At 33.9% G+C, this 24281-nt stretch carries 23 protein-coding genes; 20 read left to right on the top strand and 3 right to left on the bottom strand.

The window, feature by feature from the left end; translation table 11 throughout:
- Nucleotides 1–456 precede the first annotated feature (456 nt).
- The 7 genes from trpE to trpA are packed head-to-tail and all read left to right on the top strand — an operon-like array spanning nucleotide 457 to nucleotide 6852.
- Nucleotides 457–1932, top strand: coding sequence for an anthranilate synthase component I (trpE, locus tag DWV06_RS09695; protein ID WP_115481983.1), 1476 nt, complete (start codon nucleotides 457–459; stop codon nucleotides 1930–1932).
- The gene (locus DWV06_RS09690; protein WP_115481982.1) at nucleotides 1932–2495 is read left to right on the top strand and encodes an anthranilate synthase component II; all 564 of its coding nucleotides are present in this window, start codon (nucleotides 1932–1934) and stop codon (nucleotides 2493–2495) included. Before trpE ends, DWV06_RS09690 begins: the two co-directional genes overlap by 1 nt.
- 4 nt (nucleotides 2496–2499) lie before the next feature.
- On the top strand, nucleotides 2500–3510 hold the full coding sequence (trpD, locus tag DWV06_RS09685; protein ID WP_115481981.1) for an anthranilate phosphoribosyltransferase: 1011 nt from the start codon (nucleotides 2500–2502) through the stop codon (nucleotides 3508–3510).
- A gap of 11 nt (nucleotides 3511–3521) precedes the next feature.
- A complete protein-coding gene (trpC, locus tag DWV06_RS09680; RefSeq protein WP_115481980.1) occupies nucleotides 3522–4307 on the top strand; it encodes an indole-3-glycerol phosphate synthase TrpC in 786 nt (261 codons plus the stop codon).
- Nucleotides 4304–4909: a phosphoribosylanthranilate isomerase gene (locus DWV06_RS09675; protein WP_115481979.1), complete on the top strand. Its 606-nt coding sequence runs from the start codon at nucleotides 4304–4306 to the stop codon at nucleotides 4907–4909. Before trpC ends, DWV06_RS09675 begins: the two co-directional genes overlap by 4 nt.
- Nucleotides 4902–6086 (top strand): tryptophan synthase subunit beta, encoded by a 1185-nt coding sequence (gene trpB / locus DWV06_RS09670; protein ID WP_115481978.1) that lies wholly within the window; start codon nucleotides 4902–4904, stop codon nucleotides 6084–6086. Before DWV06_RS09675 ends, trpB begins: the two co-directional genes overlap by 8 nt.
- Complete coding sequence (gene trpA / locus DWV06_RS09665) at nucleotides 6079–6852, top strand: tryptophan synthase subunit alpha (RefSeq protein WP_115481977.1); 774 nt, start codon at nucleotides 6079–6081, stop codon at nucleotides 6850–6852. The genes trpB and trpA overlap by 8 nt, the downstream gene beginning before the upstream one ends.
- A gap of 83 nt (nucleotides 6853–6935) precedes the next feature.
- On the opposite strand, the gene DWV06_RS18360 is transcribed toward trpA, so the two are convergent.
- Entirely contained in the window at nucleotides 6936–7097 is a 162-nt protein-coding gene (locus DWV06_RS18360) for a hypothetical protein (RefSeq protein ID WP_155522625.1), read from the bottom strand.
- 367 nt (nucleotides 7098–7464) lie between these two features.
- Between DWV06_RS18360 and DWV06_RS09660 the strand changes: the two genes are divergently transcribed.
- The 5 genes from DWV06_RS09660 (at nucleotide 7465) to DWV06_RS09640 (ending at nucleotide 14743) form a co-directional block, all read left to right on the top strand.
- On the top strand, nucleotides 7465–9039 hold the full coding sequence (locus DWV06_RS09660; protein WP_115481976.1) for an O-antigen ligase family protein: 1575 nt from the start codon (nucleotides 7465–7467) through the stop codon (nucleotides 9037–9039).
- Between the two features lie 367 nt (nucleotides 9040–9406).
- A complete protein-coding gene (locus DWV06_RS09655) occupies nucleotides 9407–10591 on the top strand; it encodes an Ig-like domain-containing protein (protein WP_115481975.1) in 1185 nt (394 codons plus the stop codon).
- A 361-nt stretch (nucleotides 10592–10952) separates the two neighbouring features.
- Nucleotides 10953–12086, top strand: coding sequence for an Ig-like domain-containing protein (locus DWV06_RS09650; RefSeq protein WP_115481974.1), 1134 nt, complete (start codon nucleotides 10953–10955; stop codon nucleotides 12084–12086).
- A 222-nt stretch (nucleotides 12087–12308) separates the two neighbouring features.
- A complete protein-coding gene (locus tag DWV06_RS09645) occupies nucleotides 12309–13361 on the top strand; it encodes a D-alanine--D-alanine ligase family protein (protein WP_115481973.1) in 1053 nt (350 codons plus the stop codon).
- 14 nt (nucleotides 13362–13375) lie between these two features.
- A complete protein-coding gene (locus DWV06_RS09640; protein ID WP_115481988.1) occupies nucleotides 13376–14743 on the top strand; it encodes a UDP-N-acetylmuramoyl-tripeptide--D-alanyl-D-alanine ligase in 1368 nt (455 codons plus the stop codon).
- A gap of 34 nt (nucleotides 14744–14777) precedes the next feature.
- On the opposite strand, the gene DWV06_RS09635 is transcribed toward DWV06_RS09640, so the two are convergent.
- The gene (locus DWV06_RS09635; RefSeq protein ID WP_115481972.1) at nucleotides 14778–15506 is read right to left on the bottom strand and encodes a lysophospholipid acyltransferase family protein; all 729 of its coding nucleotides are present in this window, start codon (nucleotides 15504–15506) and stop codon (nucleotides 14778–14780) included.
- A gap of 136 nt (nucleotides 15507–15642) precedes the next feature.
- On the opposite strand from DWV06_RS09635, the gene DWV06_RS09630 reads away from it, so the two are divergent.
- From DWV06_RS09630 to DWV06_RS09620, 3 genes are all read left to right on the top strand, one after another.
- Complete coding sequence (locus tag DWV06_RS09630) at nucleotides 15643–16053, top strand: protease complex subunit PrcB family protein (RefSeq protein ID WP_235828935.1); 411 nt, start codon at nucleotides 15643–15645, stop codon at nucleotides 16051–16053.
- A 93-nt stretch (nucleotides 16054–16146) separates the two neighbouring features.
- Nucleotides 16147–16395: a Veg family protein gene (locus DWV06_RS09625; protein ID WP_328587642.1), complete on the top strand. Its 249-nt coding sequence runs from the start codon at nucleotides 16147–16149 to the stop codon at nucleotides 16393–16395.
- A gap of 98 nt (nucleotides 16396–16493) precedes the next feature.
- Nucleotides 16494–18059: a DUF3794 domain-containing protein gene (locus tag DWV06_RS09620; RefSeq protein ID WP_115481970.1), complete on the top strand. Its 1566-nt coding sequence runs from the start codon at nucleotides 16494–16496 to the stop codon at nucleotides 18057–18059.
- Nucleotides 18060–18119: 60 nt separating this feature from the next.
- On the opposite strand, the gene DWV06_RS09615 is transcribed toward DWV06_RS09620, so the two are convergent.
- Entirely contained in the window at nucleotides 18120–18716 is a 597-nt protein-coding gene (locus DWV06_RS09615) for a hypothetical protein (protein ID WP_115481969.1), read from the bottom strand.
- A 175-nt stretch (nucleotides 18717–18891) separates the two neighbouring features.
- On the opposite strand from DWV06_RS09615, the gene ispE reads away from it, so the two are divergent.
- From ispE to DWV06_RS09590, 5 genes are all read left to right on the top strand, one after another.
- A complete protein-coding gene (ispE, locus tag DWV06_RS09610) occupies nucleotides 18892–19758 on the top strand; it encodes a 4-(cytidine 5'-diphospho)-2-C-methyl-D-erythritol kinase (protein WP_115481968.1) in 867 nt (288 codons plus the stop codon).
- A 45-nt stretch (nucleotides 19759–19803) separates the two neighbouring features.
- Nucleotides 19804–20478 carry a GntR family transcriptional regulator gene (locus tag DWV06_RS09605; RefSeq protein ID WP_328587641.1) on the top strand — a complete coding sequence of 225 codons (675 nt, stop codon included), beginning with the start codon at nucleotides 19804–19806 and terminating at the stop codon, nucleotides 20476–20478.
- A gap of 120 nt (nucleotides 20479–20598) precedes the next feature.
- Nucleotides 20599–22113 (top strand): spore germination protein, encoded by a 1515-nt coding sequence (locus DWV06_RS09600; protein ID WP_115481985.1) that lies wholly within the window; start codon nucleotides 20599–20601, stop codon nucleotides 22111–22113.
- 3 nt (nucleotides 22114–22116) lie between these two features.
- Entirely contained in the window at nucleotides 22117–23193 is a 1077-nt protein-coding gene (locus DWV06_RS09595) for a GerAB/ArcD/ProY family transporter (protein WP_115481967.1), read from the top strand.
- Nucleotides 23186–24250, top strand: coding sequence for a Ger(x)C family spore germination protein (locus DWV06_RS09590; protein WP_115481966.1), 1065 nt, complete (start codon nucleotides 23186–23188; stop codon nucleotides 24248–24250). The genes DWV06_RS09595 and DWV06_RS09590 overlap by 8 nt, the downstream gene beginning before the upstream one ends.
- The last annotated feature ends 31 nt before the right edge of the window (nucleotides 24251–24281 follow it).

Below are 24281 nucleotides of genomic sequence, written 5' to 3'. Positions count from 1 at the left end.
TTATCAAAAATGGGGTACATATAAAAATAAGGAACCAATTTTTTTCTTGACAATATAATAAATTAGGTTTATGATATCTTTAATTTAATAAAAAAATAAAACCGTTGAAGCGGAGATAAAAACGAATCGTGCACTTACAGAGAGCCTGGTTGCTGAGAACAGGCAGAACGCAGCTTGTTAAATGGACCGCTGAGGGTACAGTCAAAGGCAGTATTTGCTGAGTATTCTGTAACGTGTGGGCATACGTTAGTTGCCGGGAATATGATAGTATTCTGATAAGTGCGTGGTTTTCCATGAAGCAAGGTGGTACCGCGGGTAGATTTTATCTATTTATTTAAAATTGATTAATCACTCGTCCTTGACAAATATTAGTTTGTCATGGGCGGGTTTTTTTGTATTTAAAAAGCCTTCATGACAAGTAATTGGTAATAATAAATGTTATAAGGAGGTCAAAACATGAATTTTTATCCATCATTGGAAAAAGTAAAAGCAATAGCGAAAGAAAAACAGTATAAAGTAGTACCAGTCAGTTGTGAAATGTTCGCAGACACAAAAACACCAATTGAGGTCCTGAAAATTTTGAAAAAGGTAAGTCAAAATACTTATATGTTAGAAAGTGTTGAAGACAATAAAAACAGAGGAAGATATACTTTTTTAGGTTATAATCCATCTCTTGAACTGACCTGTTTAAATGGAGTGCTGAATATGAAAAGAGATAAGAGTACAACAATTGAGACCGATAACCCCGGTCAATATATTCGAGAAATTATTCAAGAACATAAAAGCCCCAAAATGGAAGAACTTCCCCCGTTTACAGGAGGTTTGGTCGGGTACTTTGCATATGACTATATCAAATACGCAGAACCCTCATTAAATCTTGATGCAAAAGATGAAGAAAATTTTAAAGATGTTGATTTGATGTTATTTGATAAAGTAATTGCATTTGATCATTTAAAACAAAAGATAATTTTAATTGTAAATGTAAAATTAGAGCAAATTGATACGGAATATTCAAAAGCAATTGATGCATTAAAAGAAATGATTACACTTATTCAACATGGTGAGAAGCAGGAAGATCAAATACCTGAGTTAAAATCAGAATTACGTCATTTATTTCGCAAAGAGGAGTATTGCCGAATGGTAGAAAAAGCGAAAAAGCATATTTACGAAGGCGATATTTTTCAAGTTGTTTTATCAAACCGGTTTGATGCTGATTTCGAAGGAAGCCTATTAGATGTTTATAGAGTTTTAAGGACAACGAATCCATCTCCGTATATGTTTTATTTTTCCAGTAATGAATTGGAGATTGCAGGAGCATCACCTGAGACACTTGTTAAGTTAAAAGATGGTATTGTTCATTCATTTCCACTTGCAGGAACAAGGCCAAGAGGTAGTAATGAAAAGCAGGATCAAGAACTGAAAAATGAGTTATTAGCAGATGAAAAAGAATTAGCTGAACATAATATGCTGGTAGATTTGGGGAGAAATGATTTGGGGAAAATCAGTGAATTCAATACCGTAGGTGTTGATAAATATATGTCAGTAGAGTTTTTTTCCCATGTAATGCACATTGGTTCCACGGTATCGGGTAAGATTCGTAAAGATAAAGATGCAGCAGATGCAGTTGAAGCCGTACTTCCTGCAGGTACTTTATCGGGAGCACCGAAAATAAAAGCTTGTGAGATTATTAATAAGTTGGAGAATAACAAACGTGGCATTTATGGAGGGGCAATCGGATATATTGATTTCACCGGTAATTTAGATACATGTATCGCAATCCGGTTAGCATTTAAGAAGAATGGCAAAGTATTCATTCGTTCAGGTGCAGGAATCGTAGCAGACAGTGTTCCGGAAAGGGAATATGAAGAGTGCTTAAATAAAGCAAAAGCAGTTTTGAATGCTATAGAAATAGCAAGGGAGGGAATTGTGTAATGGTATTATTGATTGATAATTACGATAGCTTTTCCTATAATCTGTATCAGCTCGTTGGAGAGCTTGATCCTGATATAAAGGTAATAAGAAATGATGAGTTGACAATAGAAGAAATTGAACATTTAAATCCAAGTTCTATCATTATTTCTCCTGGACCCGGGAAGCCAAAAGATGCAGGGATTTGTATCGATGTGGTGAAACATTTCAGTGGAAAAATTCCGATTTTGGGAGTGTGCCTTGGACATCAAGTAATTTATGAAGCGTTTTCAGGAGTTGTAACATATGCTCAGAAGTTAATGCATGGAAAACAATCTGAAGTTGAGATTATATCAGAATCTCCATTATTCCAGGGTATGAAAAAACAAATTAGTGTAGCGCGATATCATTCTTTGGCAGCTGATGAACGTACATTACCCAATGAATTGAACGTAACTGCTAAAACTGCTTCTGGTGAAATTATGGCGATTCAGCATAAAGTACATTCTACCTATGGACTACAGTTTCATCCAGAGTCTATTTTGACACCACAAGGGAAAGAAATAATTAGAAATTTTATGAGGTGATAATATGATTAGAGAAGCAATCATCAAATTAACGAACAAAGAAAATTTAACATACCAAATGGCAGAACAAGTAATGGATGAAATCATGAGTGGTGATGCAAGCCAGATTCAAATGAGTGCATTTTTGACAGCCCTTAGTATGAAAGGGGAAACAATTGATGAGATTACCGGTTCGGCTGAAGGGATGAGGAAGCACTGTATCAAATTGTTACATGACCTTGACGTATTAGAAATTGTTGGAACCGGCGGAGATAAATCAAATTCGTTCAACATTTCTACCATATCATCCATTTTAGTTTCAGCAGCCGGAGTACCTGTGGCAAAACACGGGAACCGTGCAGCTTCCAGTAAATGTGGAGCGGCTGATGTATTAGAAGCTTTAGGGATAAATATTACAATTTCACCCGAAAAAAGTGCCAGGATGTTAAATGAAATAGGTATCTGCTTTTTATTTGCGCAGAACTATCATATTGCAATGAAGTACGTAGCTCCTGTTCGCAAAGAATTAGGAATCCGTACCGTATTTAATATTTTAGGTCCGCTTGCAAATCCAGCAGGCGCGAAGATGCAGCTTATGGGTGTTTATGAAGAAGAATTGATTGAGCCTCTTGCTAAAGTCTTATATAACCTTGGTGTGAAAAATGCAATGGTAGTATTTGGGCAGGATGGTTTAGATGAAATATCATTAAGTGCACCAACGTCTGTTTGTGAAATAAGAAATGGAGAGTTTAAGTCTTATGTTTTGACACCGGAAGACTTGGGATTAACAAGATGCAAAAAAGAAGATTTGGTCGGAGGAACACCTGAAGAAAATGCAAGTATTGCCAGAGCAATTTTGAAAGGTGAAAAAGGACCTAAGAGAGATGCAGTAGTTCTTAATTCTGCAGCCGCTCTTTATATAGCAGATCAGTCATTGAGTATGAAAGAAGCGGTAAAAAAAGTAGAAGAAGTAATTGATAGTGGCAAAGCAATGGAACAATTAGAAAAATTTATACAGTACACCAATGAAAAGTAGGTGAGAAAATTATGATTTTAAAAGAAATTGCAGACAAAAGAAGAATAGCAGTTGAAAATACAAAAAAGAGAAAGCCTTTGCAGACAGTTAAGAATGATGCGATTCAAATTAGCGCAGATACAGGATTTCCGTTTGAAAAAGCCTTAAAAGGAAAAGAGATTGCTTTTATATGTGAAGTGAAAAGAGCCTCTCCATCAAAAGGTATTATAGCAGAAGATTTCCCATATTTAAATATTGCGTTAGATTATGAAAAAGCAGGGGCTGCAGCCATTTCTGTACTAACAGAGCCGGAATATTTTTTAGGAAAAGACGAGTTTTTACAAAAGATAGCAAACGAGGTTCGAGTTCCAGTTTTGCGCAAAGATTTTACGATTGATTCTTACCAGATTTATGAGGCAAAAGTTTTAGGAGCGTCAGCGATCCTGTTAATATGTGCTCTTTTAGACACAAGGACGTTAAAGGAATATATTAATATTGCTCACTGCCTTGGATTATCAGCATTAGTAGAAGCACATACCCAGCATGAGGTTCAGAGTGCTTTAGAAGCAGGTGCAAGGATTATTGGTGTAAACAACCGGGATTTGAAAACGTTTAAAGTAGATGTTCAAAACAGTATAAAACTTAGAAAAAATATACCTAATAATGTAATCTATGTCTCAGAAAGTGGGATTAAAACGGCAGAAGATATCCAAGTATTAAGAGAAAATCGTGTTGATGCTGTATTGATAGGAGAAACTCTTATGCGTAGTGAGAATAAAAAGGAAGTCTTAGATCAGTTGAAAGGAATCAAAGGATGACAAAAATAAAAATTTGCGGACTTTTTCAAAGCTGCGATATAGAGTTTGTAAATGAAGCAAAACCCGACTATATAGGATTTGTATTTGCCAAAAGCAGACGTCAGGTCACAAAAGAACAGGCAGGAAAATTAAGGGCTTTGTTAGATCATAAGATCATATCTGTAGGTGTATTTGTGAATGAAAAGGTAGAGAATATTGTTGACCTTATAAATGAAAACATCATTTCTGTTGTCCAACTTCATGGACAGGAAGATGAATGTTATATTCAAACATTAAAAAGTAAAACTAGTGTTCCAATTATTAAAGCAGTAAAAGTTACAAATGCAGTTGATATTATCGAAGCACAGAAACTGCCTGTAGATTTTCTTTTATTAGACCAGGGAGAAGGTGGAACCGGAAAGGTATTTGATTGGACCTTGGCGTCTGGAATAAAAATAGCGAAACCATTTTTCCTGGCAGGCGGGATGAATATTGATAATGTTGAAAGAGGAATAAATGAATTAGGACCTTTTGCAGTTGATATCAGCAGTGGAGTAGAGACCAACGGAGTAAAAGACAAAAACAAGATAGAACAAATCATAAGGAGGATTCAAAATGTCTAAAGGAAGATATGGGATTTACGGAGGACAGTATATACCCGAAACTTTAATGAATGAGATTCAGTATTTAGAAGAATGTTATGAAACTTATAAAAAAGATCCTGCATTTATGAATGAATTGGATAATTTGTTAAAAAATTATGCAGGAAGACCATCTATATTATATTATGCAGAAAAAATGACAAAAGATTTAGGTGGAGCAAAGATATATTTAAAAAGAGAAGATTTGAACCATACAGGTTCCCACAAAATCAATAATGTATTAGGGCAGGTACTACTGGCTAAAAAAATGGGAAAAACTCGTGTAATTGCAGAGACAGGAGCCGGTCAACACGGAGTAGCTACGGCTACGGCTGCAGCACTTTTAGGACTTGAATGTGAGATATTTATGGGAAAAGAGGATACAGATCGTCAGGCTTTAAATGTATATCGAATGGAACTGCTTGGTGCTAAAGTCCATCCGGTCACCAGTGGTACCATGACTCTCAAGGATGCAGTGAATGAAACGATGCGAGAATGGGCTTCCAGAGTAGATGATACTTTATATATTCTAGGTTCTGTTATGGGGCCTCACCCTTTCCCTATGATTGTAAGAGATTTTCAAAGTGTGATTAGCAAGGAAGCAAGGCAGCAGATACTAGAATATGAAGGAAAACTTCCTGATGCTGTAGTAGCATGTGTAGGCGGGGGAAGTAATGCGATGGGTGCATTTTACAATTTCATACCGGATCAAGAGGTACGTTTAATTGGTTGTGAAGCAGCTGGTCATGGAGTCCATACACAGAAACATGCAGCTACGATAAGCAAAGGAAGTGTTGGTATTTTTCATGGGATGAAGTCTTATTTCTGCCAGGATGATTATGGACAGATTTCACCGGTCTATTCTATTTCAGCAGGTTTAGACTATCCGGGCATCGGACCGGAACATGCATATCTGCATGATACAAAAAGAGCGGAATATGTACCCGTAACAGATGAAGAAGCAGTAGATGCATTTGAATATATTGCGAGAACAGAAGGGATTATTTGTGCGATTGAAAGTGCTCATGCAATTGCTCACGTAAGGAAAATAGCACCGAGTATGAATAATAATCAAATAATAATTGTGTGTGTTTCAGGTCGAGGAGATAAGGATGTTGCTGCGATTGCACGATATAAAGGAGTTGATATTGTTGAATAGAATAGAAAAGGCATTTGAAAATGGTAAGAGTTTTATTGGGTTTTTGACAGCTGGAGATCCTAATTTAGAGAAGACAGAGGAATTTATTTTGAAAATGGAGAGAGCAGGTGCTGATTTGATAGAAATCGGGATACCGTTCTCAGATCCGGTAGCCGAAGGGGATGTGATTCAAGAGGCAAATATTAGAGCATTGTCTGTGGGGACAACAGTCGATAAAATATTTGATATGGTTAAGTCTGTCAGGACCAAAACGCAAATTCCTCTTGCATTAATGACATATGCTAATCCAGTTTTTTATTATGGATATGAAAAGTTTTTTAAAAAATGTGAAGAGGTAGGAATAGACGGAATAATTATTCCAGATATGCCTTATGAAGAAAAAGATGAGTTAGCAGAAACAGCATCCAGATATGGAGTGAAAACAATTTCATTGATTGCACCTACTTCAGAACAACGAATTCGGACCATTGCAGAAAATGCGGAGGGATTTTTATATGTGGTCTCATCCATGGGAGTGAGCGGGGTCAGAAAAGAAATCAATACAGATTTAAAATCAATCCTTAAGGTTATTAAAGAAACTACGAATATACCATGTGCAATAGGTTTTGGGATTAGTACACCGCAACAGGCGAAGGAAATAGGGCAAATGGCAGATGGTATTATTGTAGGTAGTGCAATTGTAAAGATAATTCAAGAATATAAAGAAGAAGCGGGCCACCAAATTTATGAATATGTTCGTGCTATGAAGGATGCAATTAAAAAATAAAAAGTAATAAGATAGATAAATTTGACAGGGTGTTATGGCAAGGGGCATAACTCCCTGTGGCTTCACAAAACAATAATGCGCGCCTATGATTTATTGTTTTCGGGAAGCAACAGATAGTCAATCATGCGTTCCATTGTAGTATTCAACTGGGCAAGCGTTGAATATAAGGTTTCTAGTTCGTGCTGAAGTTGTTTATTCTCGTTTTTTAGATGAGAAATTTCATCTTTATAACGCCTATGAAGCATGCATTCCCCTCCTATTACTTATAATAAGAAAATTATAGCATTATCATTGGAAAAGGACAATTAAAAATAATTGCATTATTTCGACAATTGGAGTCAAAATTTGTGGATTTTAGGGAAAAAGTCAAATAGTTGTCGACCATGCTAAAACTTTATTCTTTTCTTGAAAAATATTTTTCTTCCCAAATTTGACATATTTATCTTGTGAAATTTGGGATATATTTTTTGAATACTTTTATTTTATTGCAAATTAAAAGTATTCTTGTTATTATATTTAGTGTTCTAAATAAATTGATTTTAAAAGTTTGTTTTATACATATGATAGATTTTAGCAAGAATAAGAGCGGGATAAGGTAAAGGTGAATTAGAAATGAATAAAAAGAGTAATAAAAATGATGTATCGATTCAAAAAAGTTTAACTCAGTATATTGTATATATATATGTACTTTTTTTAATTGGATTATACCCATTACTATTTAAAAATGGTTATACCGATATTTTGGATTTTAAGAGCAGCAGTTATTTGAATATTAATATAATAATGTTTTTATTTTTGTCTTTTTTATTTCTAACGTGGATTCCTTCGAATTATAAGTCAATAGGAAATCTGAAAGATAATATGAAATCAGTTTCATTAACAGACTGGTTTGTTCTCGGGTTTGGATTGGTGCTTACTATTTCATGGCTGTTTTCAGATGAGATGGCTGAGAGTTTTTGGGGAACCAGCGGAAGAATGTTTGGCTATTTAGCCATAATGTTCTGCGTGCTAGGTTATTTTATTATATCCAGATATTTAAAATTCGATCAAGTAATTTTGTGGTCATTTCTTTTGTGTGGCATGTTAGTTTATATCATTGCAATATTTAACTTTTTTCAAATTGATATTTTGGGAATGTATAAGTTCGGTTGGCAGAATGGAAGTTTTATATCTACTTTAGGAAATGTAAATTCATTGGCCTGTTATAGCAGTATTATTCTTCCAATTGGTATGACACTATTTTGTGTGTCAAAAAAGAAATTGTCAGCCTGGATTTATGGAATATTTTGTATCTTAGGTTTTTTTGGTATGGTAGCTTCATCAAGTGACAGTATTTTTTGTTCAGTAATTGTTTCTTTTTTAATTTTATTTTGGTTCTTAAATGAAGTGTGGGAAGTGAAAAAATACTTGATTTTAGCTGGGACTTTTATTTTGTCATTACAGGGAATTACAATTGTGCATCATATTCTGATTAATAAAGATGATTTGCTGGTTGGACTTGCCCGTATCTTTGCATTGAATAGAAAAATGTTGATTTTTCTTCCAGTTATTATTTTACTTTATTTGGGAATTACAATTTGTGAAAAGAAAGGAATCGAAAAGCAAGTTCTTAAAAAGACAAAAACTATTTTCTTTTTAGTGGTTGGTCTTATTGCTGTCACTGGATTCCTTGGTATAGTCTTTTTGAATTTACGTTATGAAAAAGTTGAAGTAGTAAATAAGTTTGGAGCGATAGGGAATTATCTTTATTTTGATAAATGGTGGGGATCCTGTCGAGGTACTAACTGGATCTATAGTATTCAGGTTTTTCGTGAATTTGATTTGAAACATAAATTTATTGGAGAAGGACCGGCAAGTTTTGTGTATGCATTAAGAAATTGTTTTAATGGTGATGTTTATAGTTTGGATAAAAAAATTATAGATGCTCATAATGAATTTTTTCAATTTTTAATAACAACAGGAGTATTTGGTGTAATTTCATACTTTGGAATTTATATATCAAGTATTAAAAGATCAATTAAGATTTATAAAAATAATCAGTTCCTAATAGCTGTCATAATATGTTTGATATCTTATTTGGTGCAGGGAATGATAAATAACCCACATATTTATACGACTCCACTTATTTTTTGGGTAATTGCAGTTGGGGAGAATCAATTGCGTGATGCATCTATTAAACAACAGTAATGTAAAAATTAAAAATATATTTCAGTTTGTAAAGAAATCCGAGGCATAACGCTTTGGATTTTTTATTTAGTAAGAAATGTTTTACAGTTATTACACTGTTATATGACAAATTTTAACTACAATTCCGGTTTAATTTTAGAAAAAATTTCTAAATGATAAAAAATATAAAAAATAGTTGAAGTTTTTATGAAAATAGTATAAAATAATTTTACGTTCGAAAAATAGAAATAAAACCTGCTGAATTTATGCAAAAGTGTATAATGTTTTTTGAAATATCAGTGAAATGTAGAAATACATTAACTTACTCCCAAATATTTCAGAATAAGCAGTTTTATAAATTAAAAACATTTTAAAAGGAGAGATGAAAATGACAGAATTAAAAGTCGCAAAAAAATTTAGGGGTATGAAGCAATTGATTGCATGCATAATGGCATTATGCTTAGTGACATTGCCTTTTACAAACATACCAATGGTTCATGCAGAAGGTGAACAGACAGAAGAACAAACATTAGAACAAACAGAAGAACAAACAGAAGAACAAACAGAAGAACAGACAGAAGAGCAAACAGAAGAACAAGAGGAAACAGTAGATGTGGTATCAGTAAGTTTGAACCATACAGTGAAGGAAGTTGTGAAAGGTACTCAGTTTACGTTGGTAGCTACTGTGAATCCAACAAATGCAACGGATAAAACAGTTACATGGACAACTTCAAATTCTGCAGTAGTTAATGTTACAAATGGTTTGGTTAAAGCAGTTGGAAGAGGTACAGCAGTTATTACAGCAAGAACAGTAAATGGGAAAACAGCAACATGTATAGTAACAGTTAAAGTTCCATCAACCAGCGTGACCTTAAACAAAACGAAAGCAACTATTTATAAAGGGAAAAAAGTTACTTTAAAAGCTACAATGGCACCAGCAGATACAACGGATAAAGTTACATATACAACATCAAATAAAAAAATAGCAACTGTAAAAAATGGTGTTGTAAAAGGAATTAAAAAAGGTAAAGCAGTTATTACTGCGACAACTACAAGTGGAAAAACGGCTAAATGTACAATTACTGTAAAAGAAGTTTCATCAAAATCTGTTAAATTAAATAAGAAAAAAGTAACAATTATAAAAGGGAAAAAAGTTACTTTAAAAGCTAAAGTTTTACCAAAGACATCTACGGATACAATTTTATGGAAAACATCAAATAAAAAAGTAGCAACTGTTAAAAATGGTGTTATAGTAGGTAATAAAGCAGGAAAAGCAACTATTACTGTAAAAGTAGGAAAGAAAACTGCAAAATGTGTAGTTACTGTTAAAGAAGTAAAAGCAAAATCTATTAAATTAAATAAGAAAAAAGTAACTATGAAAAAAAGTGCAGTGTTAACTTTAAAAGCAAAAGTGAAACCAAGTAATACAACAGATTCAGTAAAATGGTCAACATCTAACAAGAAAGTAGCAACTGTTAAAGACGGAGTTGTAACTGCAGTAGGAAAAGGAAAAGCGACCATTACTGTAAAAGCAGGAAAGAAAACAGTGAAATGTAAAGTGTATGTAAAATAATTATTATTTCACAATATAATAGTTAAATTAGAAAGTCTTATAAGTGTTGAATATAAACAACACTTATAAGATTTTTTTTTCCTGTTCTGTGATGGAATAGTATTAATATTTTGAATTTGTGAAATCCTTTTATTTAAGTTCGAAAAGAATTATAGAATAATTTTTTTTTCAGTGTCATTAATATAACGCTTCGAGTTATTATAAAATATGACTTTTTTATTGAAATGAGTTGTACAACTCGTACAAAAATCAATTAAAAAAGTGGTTGAATTTGGTATAAAATTAATGTAGAATGTATCTGTGTTAAATCAGAACTAGTTTTTGAAATGGAAGAATACAATTCAATAAAGGAGCGATAAGTATGAAAGAATTTAAACAAGGAAAAAAATTGAAAGGGTTGAAACAGACGGCAGGATTTGTTATGGCATTTTGTTTAGCTGCAGCACCTGTTGGTAACATACCAATGGTTCATGCGAATGAAGCAGCAGTTTTGTCATCACAGACTCAGGATCAAACTCAAGATCAAAATGTACCATCAACAAGTATTTCGCTAAAGAAAACAAAAGTAACTGTTTATAAAGGTAAAAAAGTTAAGTTAAAAGCTGTTATGGCACCTGCAGATACAACTGATAAAATTACTTGGACAAGTTCTAATAGTAAAGTAGCTACAGTAGTTAATGGCGTAGTGAAAGGAATCAAGAAAGGAACTGCAACTATTACAGCAACAACGACAAGTGGAAAGACAGCAAGTTGTAAAATCACAGTAAAAGCAGTTTCAACAAAATCTGTTAAATTAAATAAAGAGAAAATAAGTATTAAAAAGGGTAAAAAAGCTAAATTAAAAGCTATCGTTACTCCTAAAAAGTCAACAGACAGAGTGACATGGAAATCTTCCAATAAAAAAGTTGCAACAGTAAAAAATGGTGTAGTAAAGGGAATCAAAGCCGGAAAAGCAGTTATCACAGTTAAAGTTGGGAAGAAAAAAGCAAAATGTACTGTTGTAGTAAAAGAAGTAAAGGCTAAATCTGTTAAATTAAATAAATCAAAAATCAAAACATTTGTAGGTAAAAAAGTTACATTAAAAGCCAAAGTAAAGCCTAAAAACACAACAGATAAAATTACTTGGACTTCTTCAAATAGTAAAGTAGCTACTGTAAAAGATGGAGTTGTAACAGCAGTCTCAAAGGGAACCGCTGTGATTAAAGCTAAAGTAGGTAAGACTGTAGTGAAATGTAAAGTAACAGTAAAAAAACCTGCAGATTCAATCACATTAGCAGAAAAGTCCGTCAAAGTAAAAGTTGGCAAAAAAACTAAGCTAAAAGCTACAATAGCTCCAGCTAATTCAAAAGAAAAAATTACTTGGAAAACTTCAAACAAAAAAGTGGTTTCTGTTACAGCAAAAGGAGTTGTAAAAGGACTTAAAAAAGGTACAGCAAAAATTACTGCAAAAACAGAAAGCGGGAAAAAAACTACTTGTACAGTTACAGTAGAATAATAGGTGTAAAAAAGAGGGACATTTGTTCCCTCTTTTTTAATAAGAAGAAAGATATTGACAATTTCTATAAAAGTTGCCATTTTAAATAGGTCGTGATAAAATCTAAAAGACGTATAATATAGCAGGTTTTGCATATAAAAGAACAATTAATACTATATGCATTTAAATAGTGTTTATTATATTATTTAAAAGAAAAAATGAGTCGTTGAAAAGGAGTTTATCATGAATATAGTAGTGTTGGCAGGTGGGTTGAGCACAGAGAGAGATGTTTCCTTAATCACAGGAACCATGGTTTGTAATGCTCTTAAAAAAAATGGACATAATGCAGTCTTGTTGGATGTGTTTTTAGGATATGAAACAGAAGAAAAAGATTTAGAAGATATTTTTGAAAAAGGAAATGAAATAAGTTCCAGAGTTTCCGAAATACAAGACATGGAACCGGATATTGAGCAAGTGAAAGCTATGAGAACGGATCAATCTACTTGTTTTTTTGGACCTAATGTTTTAAAAATGTGTCAAAAGGCAGATATTGTTTTCATGGCACTTCATGGGGAAAATGGAGAAAATGGAAAGATTCAGGCTGCATTTGATTTACTTGGAATAAAATATACCGGATCGGGATACTTAAGCAGTGCATTAGCTATGGATAAAGGGATATCTAAAGAATTATTTAACAGTAAGGGAATACCGACTCCTCAAGGCATTACTATAAAAAAAGGACAACGGTCTGTCTCTTTTAAAGAACTGAATTTAAATTTACCGTTTGTAGTAAAACCATGTTGTGGCGGCTCAAGCATAGGGGTTTATATAGTTAAGGATGAAGAGGAATATAAAAAGGCATTGGAAGCAGCTTTTCGGTATGAGGATGAAGTTGTAATTGAAGAATATATTCAGGGTAGAGAGTTTTCAGTAGGCGTTATAGAAAGAAAAGCATTACCTGTGATTGAGATAGCACCGATTCAAGGGTTTTATGATTATAAGAATAAATATCAGGCGGGAAGTGCGATTGAAACTTGTCCGGCAGAACTTAGTGAAGAGATCACAGGAAAAATGCAGAGATGTGCAGAAATGGTCTGTGAGACTTTAGGACTTGACACTTATTCTAGAATGGATTTCTTGTTGGATGCAAATAATAATATATATTGTTTGGAAGCAAATACACTCCCAGGGATGACTCCAACAAGTTTATTGCCGCAAGAAGCAGCAGCGGTAGGAATTTCGTTTGAAGAATTATGTGAGAAACTGATAGAAGTTTCATTAAAAAAGTATAGTTAGAGGTGAAGGTAATGATGAAGAACATGACATTAGCTTCTATAACGGCAGCCTGCTCTGGAATTTTTTTTGGAAATGAACAGCAGCAGAAATTAGGTATAGATGGAGTTGTCATTGATAGTAGGAAAGTGAAAGAGAATTTTTTGTTCATACCAATAAAAGGAGAACGTGTTGACGGTCACGATTTTATACCAGAGGTCATGAAGAATGGAGCTGCATGCACTCTTTCAGAAAAAGTATTAGAAGATGTAGATTTTCCTTATATATTTGTAGATTCTTGTGAACAGGCGTTAAAAGACATTGCGGAATTTTATCGTAAGAATTTGGATATTCTTGTTGTGGGTATTACAGGAAGCGTTGGAAAAACCAGTACAAAAGAAATAATAGCTTCTGTTTTGGAACAAGAATTTAATGTATTGAAAACACAAGGAAATTTTAATAATGAAATTGGATTGCCATTAACCATTTTTAACATTCAAAAAGAGCATGAAGTAGCTGTGGTAGAAATGGGAATCAGTGATTTTGGTGAGATGCACCGCTTAGCAAAAGTAGCACGACCTGATATTTGTGTAATTACAAATATAGGGTTCAGCCATCTCGAAAATTTAAAATCAAGAGAAGGAATTTTGAAAGCCAAAACAGAAATATTCGATTTCCTTACTTCGGATGGTGCTATTGTTTTAAATGGTGACGATGATATGTTAGAAACAGTCAAAGAAGTTAATGGTATTACACCAACATTTTTTGGTGTTGCGAATACGACAGGTAACTATGCTGATGAAATAGAAAGTTTAGGGTTGAAAGGAAGTAAAGGTACTTTTCATATTGGATTGGATACTTATAAAGTTCATATACCGCTCCCTGGGCATCATATGTTATATAACAGTTTAGCAGCTGCATCGGTAGGTAAAATCCTGGGCTTGACAAAAGAACAGATTCAAAAAGGAATTGAAACATTAGCCAGTGTGGGTGGAAGGAATCATATGATCGAAGTAAATGATTATACAATTATTGATGATTGTTATAATGCAAATCCGGTTTCCATGAAAGCGTCTATTGATGTTTTGACACATGCACTCGGTAGAAAAATCGCTGTTGTAGGTGATATGTTTGAATTAGGTGAGAAAGAGAAGGAACTTCATTATCAGGTAGGCGAATATATTGGAGAAAAAGTTATTGATTTTGTATTTGCATCAGGAGAACTCTCGAAGGAATTAATAAGAGGAGTTCAAGACACAGGTAATACTTGTATTCTGAAACATTTTGAAAAACAGGATAATCTGATAGAAGAGTTAAAGAAGAACCTTCAACCGGGAGATACTGTTTTGGTAAAGGCTTCACATGGTATGCATTATGAGAATGTGATTAAGGAATTAATGGAGTAATGATAATAGCTCCCTCAAGTTTGAGGGAGCTATTCTAATCAATTTTATTTTTATCCAGCATTTCTTGAATTTTTTTCTGGGTATAAGCCCCCAGAAACTTCTGTTCCTGTTTATCTAAGGTCTTTGGATAAATTGGTTTCCCATATTCCAAAACAACTTTACAAGATTTGATTCTTGGAAAGTGTTTTTCAAATATTTCTGAAGAGTTGGTTATGGCGATTGGAATAATGGCACAACCTGATTTCTCAGCAATTTTAAGACTTCCTTCTTTAAAGGGAAGAAGTTCTTTTTCATAATTTCTGGTACCTTCGGGGAAAATACAAATAGAAATTCCTTGCTTTACTTTTTCAATACCGATAAGAATTGTTTTCAAACCTTCTTTAATATTATCACGGTCAAGGAATAAACAATGAAGACGTTTCATCCAATTTGAAAGTAAAGGAGTTTTTTCCATTGATTTTTTTGCTATGTAGCCTGTCAGACCCGGACATCTGGAATAAGTAAGTAAGATATCGAAGTAACTGCTATGATTAGCTACATATAAAACTGGTTCGTTGGCCGGGACGTTTTCCTCTCCAATAACAGTAATTTGTGTTCCCGCAATTTTCAGCATTAGTCGAAAGGCCCATTGAACTAAACGAAGACTGCGCATGTCTGAAGCTGGTTTGTTAAATTTACCTAGAATCCATTCAATTATCAGAATCGGTATCGTTAGGACAAGATAAAGTATTAAAAAAGCAGCAATTAGTAAAAACCGTATCATAAAAATCCACCTATCTATTTAAACTGTTTTAATTATACTGAAGAATTCGATAAAATACAACTGAAAACTATGGAAAGAGTGTATAAAAATAGTAAAAAAGTAATAGACTAGATAAAAAGCAAAAGGGATGGACAGCGTGTTCAAAAAAATATTTATTGTAATAAGTGTAAGTATTCTGTTGATATCGATATCAGGATGTAGTGTGGAAAAGGCAGATAAAAATAAGCAAAGTGATTTGGAGTTTACTGTAGTAAAAGATGAGGTTATTCCAAAAGAACTAAAACGTTCTATTGAAGAAAAACAAGAATCAGAATTTAAATTAACTTATACCGAAGGAGAATATCTATATATTGCTATTGGTTATGGTGAGCAAGAGACCAGTGGCTATAGTATTCAAGTTAATGAATTGTATACAACAAGTAATGCAATTTATCTGGATACAACTTTGCTAGGGCCTAAAAAGGATGAAACCGTTCATGAAACCCTGACTTACCCATACTTGGTGTTAAAGACAGAATATTTAGACAAAAAGGTAATATTCCTGTGAAGTATAGAAATACAAATGTAAAATTTACTGAATTTGACATTAATTCATAACTGTGATATAATATTAAAGCAGTTTGCAGAATGAGGTGAGAAGATGATAATGAGACAAGAAGACATTGATAAGGTACGTGCATCTGTGGGTAGACAATTAGGAAGTAAAGTATTGATAAAGTTAAATAAAGGAAGACATAAGATTGATGTTGCAGAAGGAATTATAAAAGAGGCTTATCCTAGCATTTTTGTAATAGAAGTCGAAGGAGATACCACAGAAGAGCCATCTAAAATGTTGTCATTCAGCTACACAGACGTTTTGACAAAGGATGTAAGAATGAAACTTTGCTAAGTGAATTAGCAATTAGAACAAAACTTTATAATAGCAAGTATAAATCTCTGCTACCTTGAATAAATTAGAAATAGAATTCAAGATAGGAGAGATTTTTTATGATTAAGAAAAATATTCATATGAATCGAATAAAAGGAAACATAGTCACGCAAATTACAGTGGACGATGATTATAATGTACAAGATAATAAACCTGATGTAATCCATATCATTCAGAGTAAGGGCGAAATTAAATTGGAAGAAACGCAAGTGTGGGATAATCATGTTTCCATTAAAGGGAAACTTCTGTTTGATGTTTTGTTTTCAGTTAATGAAGAAAGTCAGAACGTTAATAGTCTGCGGGGAGAAATACCTTTTGAAGAGACTATAAATGTAGATGGAGCTGAACAGGGAGATTATGTAACGGTTAGAAATCAGTTGGATGATTTATCAATCTCTATGATTAATTCCAGAAAGCTTAGTGTTAATGCAATTGTAAGTCTTCAAGCAATTATAGAAGAATTGTATGATGAAGAAGTAGCTGTTGATTTAGGCGATTTAGATGAAGTTGAAGTGAAAAAGGAAAGACTGGAATGCTTGCAGATGGTAGTTTCACAAAAAGATACATATCGAATTAAAGAAGACATTGTTTTACCATCTAATAAACCAAATATCCAAGAAATCTTATGGAAAAACATTCAATTAAGAGGGTTAGAAGTCCGCTTGGGTGAGGGTCAATTATTTATCAAAGGTGAAGTATTGACTTTTGTTCTGTATCGTGCAGAAGAAGAAGATAGTCCATTACAATGGTTAGAAACTGCGGTTCCTTTCCATGGAGAAATAGAGTGTATGGGCTGCACCGAAGAGATGGTTCCAATGATACAGACTTGGATCTTAAGTCAAGAGCTTGAGGCCAAGCCCGACTATGATGGGGAAGAAAGGGTACTTCAGTTAGAAATTGTGTTAGAGATGATTATAAAAGTATACCAAGAAGAAGGATTTGATATGATTGCAGATCTGTATGCGTTGGATCGAGAAATAATCCCAATAAGAACCGATAGTACGTTTGAATCTTTATTAATTAAGAATCAATCTAAATGCAGAACGGCAGAGCGAATGAAAATGGAAGAGAGTGAGGCGAAGATTTTACAAATCTGTCATAGTACCGGAACGGTTAAGATAGATGAGATTAATCAGGTGGAAGATGGGATTTCTGTTGAAGGCATTGTACAAGTGGAAATCTTGTATGTTTCAAATGATGACCAAAGTCCATTTAATTCACATAGCGGCACAGTATTCTTCCAACATACGATTGAAGCTCCAAATATTAATAAAGATTGTATACATAGATTAACTGCAGATTTGGAACAGTTGACTACTACCATGATAGATAGTGATCAGATCGAAGTAAAAGCAACGATAAATTTAAATACAGTAGTGATGCAGAAAAACACAATTCCTATTATTAGTCAGGTGGAAGAAGAGCCATTAGATTTTGAAAAATTGCAGGAACTACCCAGTATTACGGCTTATATTCCAAGAGATTCAGATGATTTATGGAATCTTGCAAAGCAGAATTACACAACCATTGCACAAGTACGGGAAACGAATAATTTAAAAGGAAATGATATTCCAAAAGGGATTCCGATTCTTATTATAAAAACAGTGAATCAAATGCCCGGGTAATTTTCTGATTTTCAGTGGAAAAGGGGAGCTGCAATATGAATAGAGGCTCCCCTTTTCCTGTTACTTATTACTCTCTTCCTGGCTCCATTCATCAAACTTATTCATCACAGCATCGTAAGTGTCTTTGGAGATACTTGGAAGTTCTTTTCCCCAAGCTTTCGTAGCTGCATTGAAACCTTCAATAAAAGCGTCTTTCATAGCTTGTGATTTGCTTGGATCGCCTCCGGACAAGGCTTTTGCAAATTCGACAATACGCTCGGAAGTTTGTTCGACTCCCCAATATCCGTCTTCTGAAATGTCTTCTTGTGCCTGCGCCTTGGTTTCAGCATCGACTGTAAAATCTCCGCTGGCTAAAAAACTCCAGATATCGTCTGCTTTTCCAATTGTTTTGCCTTGCTGTGTCATCATCTTTTCTACAAGAGTTCTTAGCTGAGAAGTTCTTTGCTCAACGTCTGCTTTCAGTTGGTTTATAATGTCGGTACTTTGGGTATTCTTTTCTGAGTTTTTTTCAATGTTTTTTGATTTTTCATAAATTACCCCGGTTGCGACATCTGTCTGCGTGGAGTGGGGCTTGTCTGTACTTGTTGTTCCATATTCAATTGATGGGTCTGATTGTTTTGGAACAGAAGTAACATTATTAATTCCATTTATATTCATATCTTGTCCTCCTTGCCTTCCTTGGCATCCTTGTTACTTCGATAACCGAAATATTAGATTGGTTTCAATGTTTATATCGACAAAAATAAAAAAAAAGTTTAGGCTAATCCCTTGATTTATTTAACTTAAATGGTATAATTTAAATGTGTGTATACAAAATACAAGAGGGAGCAATATGAAAAAATTAAATTTAAAAGCTTTAGCAAAAATCAATTTAGGTTTAGATGTAGTTGGGAAAAGAGAAGATGGTTATCATGAAGTACGAATGGTAATGCAGACAATACATTTATTTGATAGTGTAGAAATTATTGTGTTGGAAAATCCGGTCATAAAAGTGGATACCAATCTTTATTATTTGCCATCGAATGAAAACAATCTGGTTTATAAAGCAGCAAAACTTTTAATAGATGAATTTAAAATATCAAAAGGAGTTTATATAAATTTGAAAAAATTTATTCCTGTGGCTGCCGGTATGGCAGGGGGAAGCAGTGATGCCGCCGCAGTATTATTTGGAATAAATAAGTTGTTCAATCTTGGATTGTCTTTAGAAGAGTTGAAAAAAAGAGGTGTAAAGATAGGAGCAGATGTCCCCTACTGTTTAATGAGAGGAACTGCTTTGGCAGAAGGAATTGGAGAAGAGCTGACACCATTACATCCAATGAAGAAATGTCCGGTTTTAATTGCGAAACCGGCAATTAGTGTTTCGACCAAATTTGTATATGATAATCTTAAGTTGAATGAGAAGACAGTACATCCGGATATCGATGGGTTAATTAAGGAAATAGAAAAAGGGAATTTAAGAGGCATAGCCAAAAAGATGGGTAATGTATTAGAGTCAGTAACAATTCCTGTCCATCCGGAAATAGAGTTAATTAAAAATGAGATGAAGGATAAAGGTGCTTTAAATGCCATGATGAGTGGAAGTGGTCCAACTGTTTTTGGTTTATTTGACAGTCAGACGAAGGTGAAAGAAGCTTATGAGTATTTCCGCAGAAAGAATATTGCAGATAAGGTTTATTTGACAAGTATTTTTAATGTATAAATAGTTTTGACAAAAGAGGAATTAGAGAAAAAGGGAGGAATAGCTGTGAATGACAATTTGAAGATTCAAATGAATGAATATTTACCTTTGCGAGATGTTGTTTTTAATACATTGAGGGAAGCTATTTTGAAAGGTGAATTGAAACCAGGCGAGCGTCTGATGGAAATTCAATTAGCAGAGCGTTTGGGTGTCAGCAGAACTCCTATCCGAGAGGCAATTAGAAAATTGGAGTTGGAAGGTTTGGTATTGACAATTCCGCGTCGCGGCGCAGAAGTTGCCAAAATGACTGAAAAAAATATGAGAGAAGTTCTGGTTGTAAGGAAAGCGCTAGAGGTCCTTGCAGTTGAAATTGCCTGTGAAGTTATCACACAACCACAAATCGTAGAATTAAAGGAAGTGGCAAAGGCTTTTGAACAATCTATGAATAGTAAGGATTTGAAAAAGATTGCAGAGGCAGATGTCAGATTTCATGATTTGATCTACCAATCAACAGGGAATAAAAGGTTAGTTCAAATTTTAAATAATCTTAGGGAGCAGATATACCGTTATCGGATTGAATATTTGAAAGATGCGAGTACTTATCCGTCATTATTGCAAGAGCATCAGGCTTTGATCGAGGGATTAAAAAATAGAGACAAAGAATTTGTGAAAGATATAATGAATCGTCATATAGAAAATCAAGAAAGAACTGTGATTAACATAATTAGAGAACAAGAATAAAAAATGATATTTTGATTAAACTAAGGGAAAAGGCTGAATTAGGAGCCTTTTCTTTTTTTAATTTATCTTAGGGAGAAAAAAATGTCGGAGAAAATAAATCAGGTAAAAAATGAAAATAAAATGAAACAACCACAGCAGGAACAAGATAAAATTGAAAGCAGTCTTTCAAAAAACAAACAAAGGATAGAAGAATTACTTCTTGATTGTGATGACATAATTAGGCAGCCTATGAAGCTGGGAGGGGAAACAAAGGTAGAATGTCTCTTAGTTTTTATTGAAGTAGCTGTCAGCAACATGATTCTTCAGGATTCCGTAATCGGACAGACATTTATGCAGATGATGAATGAAAGTCCCCAAAAGATTATTGAGCAGGCGAAAGAAAATGGATTAGGGATTGCAGATATTAAAGAATTAAAGACGATGAAAGAAGCCACAGCTGCTCTTCTTGCCGGGAACGCTATTTTATTCATTGATGGTTATGATAAAGCACTTAAAATTTCTAGTAAAGGTTATCCCGGTTTAGGGGTACAACAGGCGGAGTCTGAAAAGGTAATCAGAGGATCGAATGAAGGCTTTTCTGATGCAGTTAAAGTCAACGCTGCTCTTATTCGAAAAAGAGTAAGAGATACAAAAGTAAAAGTAAAAGAAAAGCGGATGGGTGAACGGTCTGATACGGTCGTTTATCTGGTGTATATTGATGATTTAGTAGATCCTGGAATACTAAGCCAGATAGAATCCGGTCTGGAGAGTTTTAAGATAGATGGAATTTTAGATAGTGGTGTTATTGAACAGCTTACAGAAAATTCCTGGCGTTCTCCTTTCCCGCAGTATCAGACAACGGAAAGGCCGGACAGGGCGGCAATGGCAATTCTAGATGGAAGAATTGCATTATTATCAGATAATTCACCGGTATGTCTATTGCTTCCAACAACATATAATTGCTTTTTGCAGACAACAGATGATTATTTTAATCGATGGGAAATAGCATCTTTTACGAGACTCTTAAGGTATTTTGCTTCTTTTCTTGCATTGGCAATGCCGGGGTTATATCTGGCGGTTACGACTTTTCATGCTCAGATTATACCGACTAATTTACTATTATCATTTCAGGCTGCTAGAGAAGGGGTTCCATTTCCGGCAGTGATAGAAGTATTGATTATGGAATTGGCATTTGAGCTGCTGCGGGAAGCCGGAGTAAGATTACCGGGACCGATGGGAAGTACGATTGGTATTGTTGGAGGACTTATTGTAGGACAGGCAGCGGTAGAGGCAAATCTGGTAAGCCCTATTGTAGTCATTATTGTTGCGCTTACGGCTTTATGCTCGTTTGCAATTCCTAATGAAGAATTTGCAACGGCCTCCCGTCTGATCAAATTTTTCCTTATATTTTTCTGCGCTTTTATGGGTCTTTACGGATTTGTGTTAGGGATGTTTTTTGTATTTTTTCATCTTGCTCAGTTGGAAAGTTTCGGAATTCCTTATCTAATGCCTTTTAGTGCTGCAGATATGAATGGTTATGAGGATGAAAAAGATACAATTATTCGAAGACCGTTATTTGGGTTAAAACGAAGACCTTATTTTGCAAAGAAAGATCAAAGAACGCGTTTGCGCTTTAAGAAAGAAGATAAGGAGTAGATTATGTTTTCAAATAATAGAAAAGTATCAAACCGCCAGATAACAAGGATAATTATTTTAGATTTTTTTGGAGTAATAGGTCTGCTGCTTCCAACAGAATTATCAAGAACTGCAGGTAAAGATGGAATCATAGCCTTTATTTTGGGAGGAAGTTTAGCAGCATTGTTTGCAGTTTTCTTGAGTTATCGTATGAGGGTTCTGAAGGAAGCGGGGGAAGAGTCATCGATTTCATCAGGAAATAAAGCGATATTAATAATAAGCAGCATTTTTTATCTTATACATTTTTTTATTATTGCAGTCTTTTTATCCTGTTTATTAACAGAAGTAGTTCAAGATATGTTTTTGTTGGAAAGTTCAAGGACAGCCATTATGGTTCTTACGCTGTTGATTTGCAGTTATGGTGTCAAAAAAGGAATAGAATCAAGAGGGCGTATTTGCGAAATTTCATTTTATTTTGTAATGCTGCCACTTATTTTAATGATTGTACTTGCTGTTAAAGATGTAAATATGGATTATCTGGCTCCACTGGTGACCGTAGGATTTAATAGAACTGTTTTGAGCGTATATTATGTCTTTGCAGGTTTTTCTTCTATATCAGTACTGTTTTTAATGGGAAATTTTATAAAAGATACAAAAACAGTCCAAAAGGCAATTATAAAAGGGGTAGTTACCGTCACAATTTTAAATCTCTGCCTCTATGCGATCGCTTTAGGATTTTTCCAAGAGGCAGCTATGAAAACTCAGAGATGGCCTGGAATTACATTAATTTCGGTATTAAATACTCCAGGAGGATTTTTACAAAGATATGATGCATTTTTGGTTGCAGTATTTCTTATTAGTATTCTAATTGGTTTGTCATCTTGCATTTCATATGGAGGTTATTTATTTCAGAAAATTATAGGTAATAATAGTACCGGATGGGGATACTTATTTAGTATTGCGGTTTTTTTCGCTGGATTATGGATAAAAGAATATTCTCAATTGTATCGGATGTTTACTTTTTATCTATGGTATATTGGAACGCCGATCATGGTAGTACTACCTTTGCTATTTTGGAAACGGAGGGCTAAAAATGCGTAAGTGGTTTATTTGGTTTATTCCTATTTTATCTGTATTTATCTTAACTGGATGCGCAAATACAGAATTGGAACGGAAAGAATTTCCCTTGACTCTAGGGCTTGATGTTGCTGAGAATGCCGGAAATAATCTACAGATAATTTATAACCTTCCTGATTTATCCAAAGTGACAGAACAGAATAAAGAGTCAGAACTAGAAACTACTTTAGAAGTGGAAGGTGTGAACTTTGCCGCAGCACAAGAAGAATATCTTAAAAATACAGATAAGCAATTGGATTATAGTCAATTGAAAGCAATTGTAATAGGTCGGCGTTTGTTAGAAAAAAAAGATTTATTAGTAAGTATGTTGAAGTATTTAGAAAGCCATAATGCAATTTCACAAAGTGTTATGATATTTGTGAGTGACGATTCAAAAGAAGTGATCGACAGAGGTTCAAAGAAGGAAGGTTCACTAGGGACCTACTTAGAGAAGCTTATGAATAAACCATTGAAAGGTGAACAAAAAGTTACTCTTGGAAATTTAATTACTCATTGGAGAAACCAAAATGAAACGCTATTAATTCCTATTTTAGAACCAGCTGAAAAATCGGAAGTTCTTATGGATAACGCTGTAATTTTAAAAAATGTTACTAATTATGGTCAGTTAGATAAAGAAGAACTTGAAATGTTACTTTTAAGTACAGGAAAAATAATTAATAAAACATACTATTTAAATGGAAAGCCTGAAATAACGCTTAAAAAAGCAAGAGTAAAATATTTGATTGAACCGTATTCTTTATTGCCAGAAGTTACTGTTAAAATATATTTAAAAGGTAATTCGCAGGAAAATACGCTTCAGGAAGAACGAGAAGCAAAAGAAATAAAGGAATTAATAGAAAAGCAAATTCAAGAAAGGCTAAAGATATTGGAGGAAACATGGGGTAAAAAGGTGGATTTGTGGAATACTTTTGTTATGCTGGGCAGACAAGATAGAGAATTATGGAAAAAATATAATCAGAAGCAGGATCAGTATGTTAATGACAGAAAAATAAAATTTGATATAGAATGGTCCGGTATCTGAATAAAATAAAAGAACGAGGAAATACTCCTGA

This window comes from Anaerosacchariphilus polymeriproducens (genome assembly GCF_003363435.1).
GTDB lineage: Bacteria > Bacillota > Clostridia > Lachnospirales > Lachnospiraceae > Anaerosacchariphilus > Anaerosacchariphilus polymeriproducens.
This window is presented reverse-complemented; position numbering and strand designations above follow the sequence as displayed.

Bases quoted from the DNA above. Each gene is read 5' to 3' on its own strand.
- DWV06_RS09615 (WP_115481969.1), bottom strand. From the start codon at position 18,716: ATGAATATAAATGGAATTAATAATGTTACTTCTGTTCCAAAACAATCA.
- DWV06_RS09625 (WP_328587642.1), top strand. From the start codon at position 16,147: ATGATAATGAGACAAGAAGACATTGATAAGGTACGTGCATCTGTGGGT.
- DWV06_RS09655 (WP_115481975.1), top strand. From the start codon at position 9,407: ATGACAGAATTAAAAGTCGCAAAAAAATTTAGGGGTATGAAGCAATTG.
- DWV06_RS09675 (WP_115481979.1), top strand. From the start codon at position 4,304: ATGACAAAAATAAAAATTTGCGGACTTTTTCAAAGCTGCGATATAGAG.
- trpB (WP_115481978.1), top strand. From the start codon at position 4,902: ATGTCTAAAGGAAGATATGGGATTTACGGAGGACAGTATATACCCGAA.
- DWV06_RS09660 (WP_115481976.1), top strand. From the start codon at position 7,465: ATGAATAAAAAGAGTAATAAAAATGATGTATCGATTCAAAAAAGTTTA.
- DWV06_RS09620 (WP_115481970.1), top strand. From the start codon at position 16,494: ATGATTAAGAAAAATATTCATATGAATCGAATAAAAGGAAACATAGTC.
- DWV06_RS18360 (WP_155522625.1), bottom strand. From the start codon at position 7,097: ATGCTTCATAGGCGTTATAAAGATGAAATTTCTCATCTAAAAAACGAG.
- DWV06_RS09595 (WP_115481967.1), top strand. From the start codon at position 22,117: ATGTTTTCAAATAATAGAAAAGTATCAAACCGCCAGATAACAAGGATA.
- DWV06_RS09645 (WP_115481973.1), top strand. From the start codon at position 12,309: ATGAATATAGTAGTGTTGGCAGGTGGGTTGAGCACAGAGAGAGATGTT.
- ispE (WP_115481968.1), top strand. From the start codon at position 18,892: ATGAAAAAATTAAATTTAAAAGCTTTAGCAAAAATCAATTTAGGTTTA.
- DWV06_RS09600 (WP_115481985.1), top strand. From the start codon at position 20,599: ATGAAACAACCACAGCAGGAACAAGATAAAATTGAAAGCAGTCTTTCA.
- trpD (WP_115481981.1), top strand. From the start codon at position 2,500: ATGATTAGAGAAGCAATCATCAAATTAACGAACAAAGAAAATTTAACA.
- DWV06_RS09650 (WP_115481974.1), top strand. From the start codon at position 10,953: ATGAAAGAATTTAAACAAGGAAAAAAATTGAAAGGGTTGAAACAGACG.
- DWV06_RS09640 (WP_115481988.1), top strand. From the start codon at position 13,376: ATGAAGAACATGACATTAGCTTCTATAACGGCAGCCTGCTCTGGAATT.
- DWV06_RS09690 (WP_115481982.1), top strand. From the start codon at position 1,932: ATGGTATTATTGATTGATAATTACGATAGCTTTTCCTATAATCTGTAT.
- trpC (WP_115481980.1), top strand. From the start codon at position 3,522: ATGATTTTAAAAGAAATTGCAGACAAAAGAAGAATAGCAGTTGAAAAT.
- trpE (WP_115481983.1), top strand. From the start codon at position 457: ATGAATTTTTATCCATCATTGGAAAAAGTAAAAGCAATAGCGAAAGAA.
- DWV06_RS09590 (WP_115481966.1), top strand. From the start codon at position 23,186: ATGCGTAAGTGGTTTATTTGGTTTATTCCTATTTTATCTGTATTTATC.
- DWV06_RS09635 (WP_115481972.1), bottom strand. From the start codon at position 15,506: ATGATACGGTTTTTACTAATTGCTGCTTTTTTAATACTTTATCTTGTC.